Origin of the sequence: Streptomyces sp. XM83C (assembly GCF_023072675.1) — a bacterium.
Classification (GTDB): Bacteria; Actinomycetota; Actinomycetes; order Streptomycetales; family Streptomycetaceae; genus Streptomyces; species Streptomyces thermocoprophilus.
Genome location: NZ_JALLGL010000028.1, coordinates 24,938 through 36,487 on the forward strand (window position 1 = coordinate 24,938; position 11,550 = coordinate 36,487).

An 11,550-nucleotide genomic window follows, 5' to 3' on the forward strand; every position below is an offset into this window, starting at 1 on the left:
CGATGACCTCGACGGAGGCCGTCCACGCGCTCCTCGCCGAGTTCCCGGTCGTCGACGGACACAACGACCTGCCCTGGGCGCTGCGCAAACAGGTCCGCTACGACCTCGCCGCCCGGGACATCGCCCACGACCAGAGCGCCCACCTGCACACCGATCTGCGTCGGCTGCGCGCGGGCGGCGTCGGCGCGCAGTACTGGTCGGTGTACGTCCCCGCGGACTTGCCCGAGCCGGTGCCGGCGACGCTGGAGCAGATCGACTGCGTACGGCAGCTCGCCGACCGCTACCCGGCCGAGCTGCGCCTCGCGACGACCGCCGCCGACATGGAGGAGGCGCGCCGCGAGGGCCGTATCGCCTCCCTCATGGGCGCCGAGGGCGGCCACTCGATCGCCAACTCGCTGGGCACCCTGCGCGGCCTGTACGCGCTCGGCGTGCGCTACATGACCCTCACCCACAACGACAACGTCGACTGGGCGGACTCCGCGACGGACGAGCCGAAGGCGGGCGGCCTGACCGCGTTCGGCCGTGAGGTCGTACGGGAGATGAACCGGCTCGGCATGCTCGTCGACCTCTCGCACGTCGCCGCGACGACGATGCGGGACGCCCTCGACACCTCCACCGCGCCGGTGATCTTCTCCCACTCCTCCGCCCGCGCGGTCTGCGACCACCCCCGCAACATCCCCGACGACGTGCTGGAACGCCTGCCCGCCAACGGCGGCATGGCGATGGTCACCTTCGTACCGAAGTTCGTCCTCCAGGCCGCCGTCGACTGGACGGCCGCGGCGGACGACAACCTTCGCGCGCACGGCTTCCACCACCTCGACACCACCCCGGAGGCGATGAGGATCCACCGCGCCTTCGAGGAGAGGAACCCGCGGCCCGTCGCCACCGCCGCCATGGTCGCCGACCACCTCGACCACATGCGCGAGGTCGCCGGCATCGACCACCTCGGCATCGGCGGCGACTACGACGGCACCGCCTTCACGCCCGACGGGCTGGACGATGTCTCCGGCTACCCGAACCTGCTCGCGGAACTCCTGGACCGCGGCTGGTCCAGGTCCGACCTCGCCAAGCTGACCTGGCAGAACGCGGTACGGGTGCTCGGCGCCGCCGAGGACGTGGCCCGCCATCTGCGCACCACCCGCGGGCCGTCCAACGCCACCATCGAGGCGCTGGACGGCTGACAGCCACCGGTCCGGCGGAGGACGGCGCCGTCCAGGGCGCCGCCGCTCCTCCGCCGGTCAGATCCGCTGGTCCTCAGGGATCCGGCAGAGGCAGAACGGATGCCCAGCCGGGTCGGCGTACACCCGGAAGTCCTCCTCGTCGACCCGCTGCAGCGGGCGCGCGCCCAGCGCCAGCACCCGCTTCTCGGCCGCGTCGACCTCCTCCCAGGTGGCGCCCGCGTCCAGGTCCAGATGGAACTGCTGGGCGTTGCGGTCGGCGCGCGGCCACTCCGGCGGCGTGTGATCCGGGGAGAGCTGGAACGCCAGCCGCGGGCCGCCCGGCACCATCAGGACGACCCAGGACGGGTCCTGCTCCTCGGGCTCACCGCCGACGATCTCCGCGTAGAAGCGGGCCAGCGCCCGCGGATCGGGGCAGTCGACGACGACATTGCGCAGACGGGCGAACCGGGCCATGGAAAATCCTCCTCGGTCGGCGGAGACGCACGGTCGGGACGGCCGGCGGCCCCGCGGCAGCTGGCACATCGGCGGCCGGGCGCCGGATCAGCAGGCGCACAGACAGAACGGGTGCCCAGCCGGGTCGGCGTAGACACGGAAAGTGCGGGACCTGTCGTCCGCGTCGAGCGGCCTCGCGCCCGCCGCCAGCGCCTTCGCCTCGGCCGCGTCCAGGTCAGGCACGCTCAGGTCGAGATGCAGCTGCTGCGAGTGCTCGGCCGACGGCCACTTCGGCGGCACGTGCCCCTCGGCCGCCTGGAACGCCAGCGTCCGCCCGCCGGGCAGCTTCAGATCGACCCAGTCGCCCTCGCCCTCCGTGGTCCCGCCGAGCAGCTCCGCGTAGAAGGCGGCGAGCTTGCCCGGGTCGGGGCAGTCCAGGACGACGGCACCCAGTTCGGCGACGGCCATGACGTTCCTCCTCGCTCACGGGGTTACCTGTATGGAACGGGTAACCGGTAACGGTTACCGCATGCTCCCGTATTACAGGTAACGTCGCAAGGGGAATACGGCCCCGAAGAGGCCGGGTGGACGCGGAAACCGCGTGGGACGCGGGAGGTAGCGTGCAGCCATGACGGAGAGATCACCCGCGCCGGGCGGGCTGGCTCTGGTCGAGTCCCTGGTCAACACCATCGACCTCGAGTCCGGCGCCGACGCGCTGGACACGGCCGAGGGCCGCGCGCGCTTCGGGCTCACCGAGCCGGACGTGGACGCGGCACGCGAACTGCGCGAGTCGCTGCGCGCCGCCCTGCTCGCCCACGCCGGGCACCCCCCGCACCGCACCGTCACCCCGCTCGCCGGCCTGCTCGCGGCGGCCCCGCTCGTCGTCACCGTCGACCCCGCCGACGGCTCGGCGGCCCTCGCCCCCGCCGACGAGGGCCCGCTGCTGTCGAGGGTGGCCGCCGCCGTCGCCGAGGCGGTCGTGGCCGGCACCTGGATGCGGCTCAAGGCCTGCGAGGCGGACACCTGCCACTGGGCGTACTACGACCGCAGCCCGGCCGGACGCAGCCGCTGGTGCTCGATGCAGGTGTGCGGGGCGCGCGCGAAGATGCGGCGCTACCGGGCGAAGGGCGCGTGAGCCCCGGGGCGCGTGGTGCAGAATGCGTCAGTGGCGCCGTTTCGGCCGACTGAGCCTCGGCCGAAACGGCGTCCGCCGCCCCGGCCCGCAAGGACGGCTACGCCGTCGGCCGCCCCATCGCCCGGTACGTCCACCCGGCCCGGCGCCACAGCTCCGGGTCCAGGGCGTTGCGGCCGTCCAGGATCACCCGGGCCGCGGCCACCTCGCCCAGCGCGGCCGGGTCCAGCTCCCGGAACTCGGCCCACTCCGTCAGATGCAGTACGACATCGGCGCCGCGCACCGCGTCCAGCGCCGTGTCGGCGTAGCCGAGCGTCGGGAAGATACGCCGGGCGTTCTCCATGCCCTTCGGGTCGTAGACGGTCACCTGGCCGCCCTGGAGGTGGATCTGCCCGGCCACGTTCAGCGCGGGCGAGTCCCGTACGTCGTCGGAGTCCGGCTTGAACGTGGCGCCCAGCACCGCGACCCGCCTGCCGAGGAACGGCCCGCCGCCCAGCGCCTGCCGGGCCAGCTCCACCATCTGGCCGCGCTGGCGCATGTTGATGGAGTCGATCTCCCGCAGGAACGTCAGCGCCTGGTCGGCGCCCAGCTCACCGGCGCGCGCCATGAACGCGCGGATGTCCTTCGGCAGGCAGCCGCCGCCGAAGCCGATGCCGGCCCGCAGGAACTTCCGGCCGATCCGGTCGTCGTACCCGATGGCCTCCGCGAGCTTCGCCACATCACCGCCGGCCGCCTCGCACACCTCGGCCATCGCGTTGATGAAGGAGATCTTCGTGGCGAGGAAGGAGTTCGCGGCCGTCTTCACCAGCTCGGCCGTCGGGAAGTCCGTCACCACGAACGGCGAGCCCTCCGACACCGGCGTCGCGTACACCTCGCGCAGCAGCTTCTCCGCGCGGTCGCTGCGCACCCCGACCACGATCCGGTCCGGGTGCAGCGTGTCCTGCACGGCGAAGCCCTCCCGCAGGAACTCCGGGTTCCACGCCAGCTCCGCGTCCGCCCCCGCCGGGGCGTGCTCGGTGAGGTAGGCGGCGAGCCGGTCCGCCGAGCCGACCGGCACGGTCGACTTGCCGACGACCAGCGCGGGGCCGGTCAGATGCGGGGCGAGCGAGGCGATCGCGGCGTCGACGTACGACATGTCGGCGGCGTACTCGCCGTGCCGCTGCGGAGTGTTCACGCACACGAAGTGGACGTCGCCGAACGCGGCGACCTCCGCGTAGTCGGTGGTGAAGCGCAGCCGCCCGGTCGAGCCCGCGATGCCCTCGACGTGCTTGCGGAGCAGCTCCTCCAGACCCGGCTCGTACATGGGGACCTCGCCCCGCCGGAGCATGTCGATCTTCTCCGGCACGACGTCGAGGCCGAGCACCTCGAAGCCCAGTTCCGCCATGGCCGCGGCGTGGGTGGCGCCGAGATAACCGGTGCCGATCACGGTGATCTTGAGGGCCATGGGTGCTCCAGAGGTCTACGGCATGTCGTGCGCGCCCGAGCATAGCCGGGGCGCCCGGGCCCTCCGTCCGGGGCATCGGGGCGGGCCCCACCGGGAAATTTCCCCTCTGTCGCCAAGCTCACGTACCCGCCTTCGGCAGGGCCCTACTAAAATTGAGTTACTTAACGGTAGTTAGCGCCACCATCGCAGCGTTTTGGAGCGTGAGAGACCTTGGCCGGATCGGCTGACTTCGACCTGTACCGCCCGTCCGAGGAGCACGACATGCTCCGCGACGCCGTCCGCGCGCTGGCCGAGGCGAAGATCGCGCCGTACGCCGCCGCGGTCGACGAGGAGGCCCGCTTCCCGCAGGAGGCGCTCGACGCCCTCGTCGCCAACGACCTGCACGCCGTGCACGTCCCCGAGGAGTACGGCGGCGCCGGCGCCGACGCCCTGGCGACGGTCATCGTGATCGAGGAGGTGGCCCGCGTCTGCGCGTCCTCCTCCCTCATCCCGGCCGTGAACAAGCTGGGCTCGCTCCCGGTGATCCTCTCCGGCTCCGAGGAGCTGAAGAAGAAGTACATGGCGCCGCTCGCCAAGGGCGACGCGATGTTCTCGTACTGCCTGTCCGAGCCCGACGCGGGCTCCGACGCCGCCGGCATGAAGACCCGCGCGGTCCGCGACGGCGACCACTGGGTCCTCAACGGCGTCAAGCGCTGGATCACCAACGCGGGTGTCTCCGAGTTCTACACGGTGATGGCCGTCACCGACCCGTCGAAGCGCTCCAAGGGCATCTCCGCGTTCGTCGTGGAGAAGTCCGACGAGGGTGTCTCCTTCGGCGCCCCGGAGAAGAAGCTCGGCATCAAGGGCTCCCCGACCCGCGAGGTCTACCTCGACAACGTCCGCATCCCCGCCGACCGCATGATCGGCGAGGAGGGCACGGGCTTCGCCACCGCGATGAAGACGCTGGACCACACCCGCATCACCATCGCCGCGCAGGCCCTCGGCATCGCGCAGGGCGCCCTCGACTACGCCAAGGGCTATGTGAAGGAGCGCAAGCAGTTCGGCAAGCCGATCGCCGACTTCCAGGGCATCCAGTTCATGCTCGCCGACATGGCGATGAAGATCTCGGCCGCCCGCGCCCTCACCTACCAGGCCGCCGCCGCCTCCGAGCGCGGCGACGCCGACCTGACGTACCTCGGCGCCGCCGCCAAGTGCTTCGCCTCCGACGTCGCCATGGAGGTCACCACGGACGCCGTCCAGCTCCTCGGCGGCTACGGCTACACCCGCGACTACCCGGTCGAGCGGATGATGCGCGACGCGAAGATCACGCAGATCTATGAAGGCACGAACCAAGTTCAGCGGATCGTGATGGCCCGCAACCTGCCGTAGCAGGGTTTCGGCAGGTCAGAGGCGGTTCTGAGGCTCCGGAGGAGCGCTCTCGGCCTTCTGCCCGTTGCGGCCTGACCAGGGCCGTTCATGGGCGTCATGCCGGGCAGATCCTGGGGAGCCGGTGACTCGAGAACAGCCGCTGACGTCGAGCACCGGTCGATCGACCGGCGCGACCGGCACAACGTGCACGGCCCGACCCCGGACATCCGGGGTCGGGCCGTGCACGTTGTGCCGGTGCGGGACGCGTCCGTTCGGGACGCGGTGCCGGAGGTTCAGTCCTCGAAGCCCTCCGCCGCCCGCTTCTCGCGCAGCTCGCGGATGGCGCGGCGGCGGGCCAGTCGGTGGGTGCGGCGGATCTGCGCCTCCTGGTAGCGGCGCTTGTCGCGTTCCGTCTCCGGGATCACCGGCGGCACCGGGCGCGGCCTGCCCTCGGCGTCGACGGCGGCGAAGACGAGGTAGGCCGAGCCGACCTGCGTCGCCGGCGCGGACTCGTTCCAGCGCTCGGCGAGGACCCGTACACCCACCTCCATGGAGGTCCGGCCGGTCCAGTTCACCTGGGCTTTCACATGGACGAGGTCGCCGACGCGGACCGGCTCCAGGAACACCATCTCGTCCATCGACGCGGTCACCGCGGGACCGCCGGAGTGCCGGCCCGCCACCGCCCCGGCCGCGTCGTCGACCAGTTTCATGATCACGCCACCGTGCACCGTCCCCAGAAGGTTGGTGTCGTTGTGGGTCATGATGTGGCTGAGCGTGGTGCGGGATGCCGAGGTCGGCTTGCCCGGGATTTCCGGAGTCGCCGAAGCCGCGGCGAAGGCCTGGTCTGTCATGGCCTCCACCTTATGCTGAGGCGACATCTGCGGACTTTGTGTTGACTTCGCAACAGCCGGGCTGTGATTTTCCGACGGAGCTTGTAAGGAACACCTCCGCGCCCTGCACACTGGGGCCCATGAATGACTGGCCCCAGGGTTGGCCCGGCGACGACAACCGCGGCACCCCCCGCTACGGACGTGGCAGCGCAGGCGCGCAGCCCGAAGGCGCCCGCGTGATGCGGCAGGTCCGCCGCGGCCCGGCCGCACCGCCCGCACAGGGCGGCGGCCACGGCGGGCAGATCCCGCCGCAGCCGTCGTACACCGACGGCCGTGAGGCCCAGGGCCCCGGCGGCTACGACAGCGGCTACAACACCGGCCAGGTCTACGGCACCCCCGGTGGCCGCGGCCCCGCCGGCACCGCCGAGGGGGGCCCGCGCCCGGCGCCGAACTGGCGCAAGCGCATCAAGTGGACCGCGATCACCGTCGCCGCCGTGGTGGTCGTCACCACCGTCAGCACCTACTTCTGGGCCGACTCCAAGCTGCGCCGCGAGGTCGACCTGTCCACGGTGATCGACCGGCCCGAGGCCGGTGAGGGCACCAACTACCTCATCGTCGGCTCCGACAGCCGTGAGGGCCTGTCCAAGGAGGACAAGAAGAAGCTCCACACCGGCTCCGCCGAGGGCAAGCGCACCGACTCGATGATGATTCTGCACGTCGGCGACAACGGCGACACGCTCATCTCACTGCCCCGCGACTCGGACGTGGAGATCCCCACCTACAAGGGCTCGGAGTCCGGCAAGACCTTCCAGGGCACCGGCCGGCACACCAAGCTGAACGCCGCCTACGCCGAGGACGGGCCGACGCTGCTGGTCCGCACCGTCGAGTTCAACACCGGCCTGCACATCGACCACTACGTCGAGATCGGCTTCGCCGGCTTCGCCAACATCGTGGACGCGGTCGGCGGCGTCGAGATCACCATCGACAAGCCGTTCAAGGACAAGTACTCCGGCGCCGACTTCCAGGCCGGCAAGCAGACCCTCGACGGCCAGCAGGCCCTCGCGTTCGTCCGCACCCGGCACGCCTTCGCCGCGTCCGACCTGGAACGCACCAAGAACCAGCAGAAGTTCCTCGCCGCGCTCGCCCACCAGGTGGCGACCCCGGCGACGGTCCTCAACCCGTTCAAGTTCTATCCGACGATGGGCGCGGGCCTGGACTCCCTCATCGTCGACAAGGACATGTCCCTGTGGGACCTGGCGTCCATGTTCTTCGCGATGAAGGGCGTCAACGGCGGCGACGGCACGTCGATGAACATGCCGATCTCCGGCTCCCGCGGCGGCAACCTCGTCTGGGACAAGGCGAAAGTGAAGCAGCTCGTGAAGGAGCTGAACAACGACGAGAAGGTCACGGTGAAGGGTGACTGAGCCGACCGGCGGCCGACCGCCCTTCGACGCCGTGCTGTGCGACGTCGACAACGTGATCCGCCACTACGACAACTCCGGCCTGCTCGCCCTGGAGCGCACCGCCGGTCTGGCCGAGGGCACCACCATGAAGGTCGCCTTCGCCCCGCACGTCGACCTGCCCGTCCTGCTCGGTCAGGTCACCCCGCAGGAATGGGTGGCGTCCATCGCCGAGGGCCTGGCCGGGCTGGTCCCCGACGACACCGCCTGGGAGCTGGGCTCCACCCTGCTGGAGCTGCCGTTCCGCGCCGACGAGGAGGTCGTCGCCCTGCTGCGGCGGGCCCGGGTGCGTGTGCCGCTGGTCCTCGTCACCAACGCCACACTCACCCTGGAGGACGACCTCGCCGGACTCGGCCTCGCCGACCTCGCCGACCATGTCGTCAGCAGCGCCCGCGTCGGCATCGCCAAACCCGACCCGCGCATCTACCGGCTGGCGGCGTCCCGTGCCGGCGTACGGCCGGAGCGGTGCCTGTTCGTCGACGACACCGAGGAGAACGTGGCCGCCGCCGAGGCCCTCGGCATGACCGGCGTCCGCTTCCGCACCGCGGCCGATCTGGAGACCGCGCTGGCGCCGCTGCTCTGACGGGACGGTACGGCGGGGCCGGAGCCGGGGTGCCGGCCACGGCCCGCCGCAGTGCCCCGTACCTCAGGCTGTTCCGTGCGCCAGGATCGCCACGTGCGGCAGCCGCAGCAGACCGTCCTCCGCCGTGAGACCGGCGGCCAGGCGGTCGTACTCGCGGCGGATCCGGGCGACGGTCTGCGGGGTCTGCGCGGTGACGACCCGTCCGATCGTGGCGATCCCGCCGGCCGCGCCGCTCCACCACGCGTCCGGCGTCGCCCTGTGATCCCACTCCAGTTCCTCGGCCCGCACCCCGCCGAACCCGGCCTCCGCCAGCAGCGCGGCCACCCCCTCCGGGGTGCGTGTGAAGTCCTCCGCCGGGTCCAGACGCGGCAGATCCGCGGGCGGCACCGCCCCCGCAGCCTGCACCGCCCGGCCCAGCAGCTCCTGCCCGGCACCCCGCCGGGCACTCCACAGGGTCACCGCCAGCCGCCCGCCCGGCCGCAGCACCCGCCGCAGCTCGGCGAGCGCGGCCCGCGGCCGGCCCACATGGTTGAGCGCGAAGTTCGCCACGACCGCGTCGAACTCACCGTCCCCGTACCGCAGCTCCGGGAGGACCGCGACCTCGGCGGCCACGCCCCGGCCGCGTGCCGTGACCACCATGTCCGGCTCGGCGTCCACCGCGACCGCCTCCGCGCCCCGCTCCAGGGCCGCAAGGGCCGCCGTGCCCGTCCCCGTGCCGACGTCGAGCACGCACGTCCCGGACGTCACCCCGGCCGCGTCGAGCAGCGCCGGCACCGTGTGCGCGCACAGCCGCCCGAAGCTCCCGGCGTACGCCTCGGCCCGCCCTCGCCACATCTCGCGCTCGGCCGCGTCGAACGCCTCCGTCATGTCGATCATGCGGGTCAGCATGCCGGTGCCGGCGTTAGCCCACGATCAAGGGCACCCCGAAGGGTGCCCTCGACCGGCCGGACGTCCCGGTCCGTCACATCGTGGCGCCCGCCATCGAGCGGCACATCTCGGCGCAGCGACGACACGCCTCGGCGCAGCGCATCATCTGCGCGTCGTCCGGCATGGACATACACGCCTCCGCGCACATGTCGCAGGCCTTGGCGCACATCGCGCACATCTCGGTGTGCAGCGGCGAGCGCCGCATCATCATGTCGGCGCACATGCGGGTCATCTCGGAGCAGTCGATCAGCGCCCGCATGATCTGCATCTGGGCCTGGCCGCCCATCTGCATGCAGGAGCTCATGGTCTCCTCGCACATGGTGTGGCAGGACATGCAGGCCTCGACGCAGTCCTGCATCTCCTTGCTCATCGCGGCCGTGCCCGGCTGGTTCATGGTCATGGCTCCTCCTGGGGCCGCGGGGGCCCGGGGCGGGCCCCGTGCCCTTCCCGTCCTACGCCTTGCGGCCCGTGAACGCCATCCGGCGGAACCGTTTCGTCCGCGGCTCGCTGCGTGCCGTGGCGCCCCGGTCACGGTCGTCGTCGCCGATCCGGGCATCGCCGGGGCCGGGGGAGGCCGTGGAGACGGCCTGGGAGGCGTCGCGGGGGCCGTCCAGAGGCCGTTCAGGGGGCCGCGGCTCGCCGGTGAGCCCCTCACGGCCCGGCCGTGCCGGACGCGGCCTACGACGGGCAGGCGACCTCGTTGCCCCGGACGACCGGTGCGGCGGCGCGGGCGGGTTCCTCGGCGCGTACCGTGCGGACGTTGCGGAAGTCCCCGCCGACGATCACCTTCAGCACCGGCCCCTGCCCCTTGACGGCGCGCAGTTCGCTGCCGGGCAGCGCGGCGGCGAGGGAGCGGGCCGAGCGGTCCCAGCGGGGGTCGTAGGAGACGACCGTACGGCGCACGTCGTGCCGGGCCGCGTTGACGGGGACGCCGGTGGTGCGGAAGCCGGTGGCGCGAAGGGCGGTGTCGACGCGTTTGCCGAGGCCCGCCGTCGTGGTGCCGTTCTCCACCTGGACGCGGACCTGTTGCGGGTCGACCTCGACGCGGGTGGGGGGCGTGCTGCTGCCGCCCGTGCGGTGCGCGGCGGCGAGCGGGCGGTCCTCCCGCAGCCGCTCGAACAGGGCCTCTGCCCGGGCCGGGTCCCACTTCACCGTGGAGCCGATGCCTTTGACGGCGTAGGCCACCTGCCCGATCGGGACGGTGGTGAACTCCGAGGAGGACGGCGAGAAGTTGCGCATCGCCCGGCCCAGGTCGAGCAGTTCGCCGGTGCCGAACCCCTTGTCCGCGCGGACCGAGCCGAGCACCGCGCGGGTCACGTCACGGAACTTCAGCGGGTTGAACAGCACCCCGGAGGAGGTGGCCCGGTCCACCAGCGCGGCCAGGAACCGCTGTTGGCGTTTCATCCGGCCCAGGTCGGCGGCGCCGTCGACATGGCGGGCGCGGACGTACTGCAACGCCTGCCCGCCGGTCAGGGTGTGCGTGCCGGGCGCCAGGTCGAGGCCGGTGTAGGAGTCCTTCAGCGGCTGTGCGGTGCAGATCTTGACGCCGCCCAGCTCGTCGACGGTTTTCATGAAGCTGACGAAGTCGACCTCCAGATAGTGGTCGATCTTCACACGGGTCATCTGCTCGACCGTGCGGACCGTCAGCTGCGGGCCGCCCTCCGCGTACGCCGCGTTGAGTTTCAGAGGGTGGGCGTGGTGCCGTTTCCCGGTGACCGCGTCGGTGTGCGCCGGGGTCACGGCGTACGAGTCGCGCGGCAGGCTGACCACGCTGGCCCGCTCCCGGTCCTCCGAGATGTGCACGATCATGATCGTGTCGGTGCAGTGGCAGGGGGCTCCGCCCAGCCGGTAGCGCCGCCGCTCGGCCTCCGTGATCCGGTCGCGGCCGTCGGTGCCGACGAGGAGGATGTTCATGCCGTGCCCGGCACGCGGCCGGTTCTTCATGTCCTTGAACGGGTCGACGCGGCCGAGGTCCGCGTCCAGGCTGCTCAGCACCGAGTGTCCGATCCCGGCGGACGCCAGGACCACCACGGACAGGCCGGTCGCCACCCGCAGCGCCCAGCGGGGCTTCCGGCGCCGCACGGGCGGCCGGGACGGGCGGGACGGGCGCGAAGCGCGGGACGTGCCGCCCGGGCCGGGGGTGCGGAGGGTGCCGGGGGTGCCGCCCGGCGGCTGTGGACGGCCGGTCGGCCGAGGCGGGCGCCCGGCCTGCTG

Annotated in this window: 12 protein-coding genes; 5 read left to right on the plus strand and 7 right to left on the minus strand. The window is 72.2% G+C overall.

Annotated features, from left to right (window positions below; genetic code table 11):
- The first annotated feature begins 2 nt into the window (after positions 1–2).
- A complete protein-coding gene (locus MTQ10_RS05840; RefSeq protein WP_247462934.1) occupies positions 3–1,181 on the plus strand; it encodes a dipeptidase in 1,179 nt (392 codons plus the stop codon).
- A 57-nt stretch (positions 1,182–1,238) separates the two neighbouring features.
- Here the strand turns inward: MTQ10_RS05840 and MTQ10_RS05845 are convergent, their stop codons facing one another.
- Both MTQ10_RS05845 and MTQ10_RS05850 read right to left on the minus strand, forming a co-directional pair.
- The gene (locus MTQ10_RS05845) at positions 1,239–1,634 is read right to left on the minus strand and encodes a VOC family protein (RefSeq protein ID WP_247462936.1); all 396 of its coding nucleotides are present in this window, start codon (positions 1,632–1,634) and stop codon (positions 1,239–1,241) included.
- Between the two features lie 87 nt (positions 1,635–1,721).
- A complete protein-coding gene (locus tag MTQ10_RS05850; RefSeq protein ID WP_247462938.1) occupies positions 1,722–2,081 on the minus strand; it encodes a VOC family protein in 360 nt (119 codons plus the stop codon).
- Between the two features lie 160 nt (positions 2,082–2,241).
- Here MTQ10_RS05850 and MTQ10_RS05855 point away from each other — a divergent pair, with 160 nt between their 5' ends.
- On the plus strand, positions 2,242–2,748 hold the full coding sequence (locus MTQ10_RS05855) for a CGNR zinc finger domain-containing protein (protein ID WP_247462940.1): 507 nt from the start codon (positions 2,242–2,244) through the stop codon (positions 2,746–2,748).
- 97 nt (positions 2,749–2,845) lie between these two features.
- On the opposite strand, the gene MTQ10_RS05860 is transcribed toward MTQ10_RS05855, so the two are convergent.
- Entirely contained in the window at positions 2,846–4,189 is a 1,344-nt protein-coding gene (locus MTQ10_RS05860; RefSeq protein ID WP_247462943.1) for a UDP-glucose dehydrogenase family protein, read from the minus strand.
- A gap of 210 nt (positions 4,190–4,399) precedes the next feature.
- Here MTQ10_RS05860 and MTQ10_RS05865 point away from each other — a divergent pair, with 210 nt between their 5' ends.
- Complete coding sequence (locus MTQ10_RS05865; protein ID WP_282611830.1) at positions 4,400–5,557, plus strand: acyl-CoA dehydrogenase; 1,158 nt, start codon at positions 4,400–4,402, stop codon at positions 5,555–5,557.
- Positions 5,558–5,829: 272 nt separating this feature from the next.
- Here the strand turns inward: MTQ10_RS05865 and MTQ10_RS05870 are convergent, their stop codons facing one another.
- Positions 5,830–6,387, minus strand: a complete 558-nt coding sequence (locus MTQ10_RS05870) for an acyl-CoA thioesterase (RefSeq protein WP_247462945.1) — start codon at positions 6,385–6,387, stop codon at positions 5,830–5,832.
- A 119-nt stretch (positions 6,388–6,506) separates the two neighbouring features.
- Between MTQ10_RS05870 and MTQ10_RS05875 the strand changes: the two genes are divergently transcribed.
- Together MTQ10_RS05875 and MTQ10_RS05880 are read left to right on the plus strand one after the other, a co-directional pair.
- Positions 6,507–7,790, plus strand: coding sequence for an LCP family protein (locus MTQ10_RS05875; protein WP_247462947.1), 1,284 nt, complete (start codon positions 6,507–6,509; stop codon positions 7,788–7,790).
- Positions 7,783–8,409 carry an HAD family hydrolase gene (locus MTQ10_RS05880; protein WP_247462949.1) on the plus strand — a complete coding sequence of 209 codons (627 nt, stop codon included), beginning with the start codon at positions 7,783–7,785 and terminating at the stop codon, positions 8,407–8,409. Before MTQ10_RS05875 ends, MTQ10_RS05880 begins: the two co-directional genes overlap by 8 nt.
- Before the next feature lie 63 nt (positions 8,410–8,472).
- Here the strand turns inward: MTQ10_RS05880 and MTQ10_RS05885 are convergent, their stop codons facing one another.
- The 3 genes from MTQ10_RS05885 to MTQ10_RS05895 all read right to left on the minus strand — a co-directional run.
- Positions 8,473–9,285, minus strand: a complete 813-nt coding sequence (locus MTQ10_RS05885; RefSeq protein WP_374117572.1) for a class I SAM-dependent methyltransferase — start codon at positions 9,283–9,285, stop codon at positions 8,473–8,475.
- Between the two features lie 85 nt (positions 9,286–9,370).
- Positions 9,371–9,736 (minus strand): four-helix bundle copper-binding protein, encoded by a 366-nt coding sequence (locus tag MTQ10_RS05890; RefSeq protein WP_247462951.1) that lies wholly within the window; start codon positions 9,734–9,736, stop codon positions 9,371–9,373.
- A gap of 278 nt (positions 9,737–10,014) precedes the next feature.
- Positions 10,015–11,550 (minus strand): LCP family protein (locus tag MTQ10_RS05895; protein ID WP_247462953.1); only part of this gene is annotated, 1,536 nt, incomplete at its 5' end.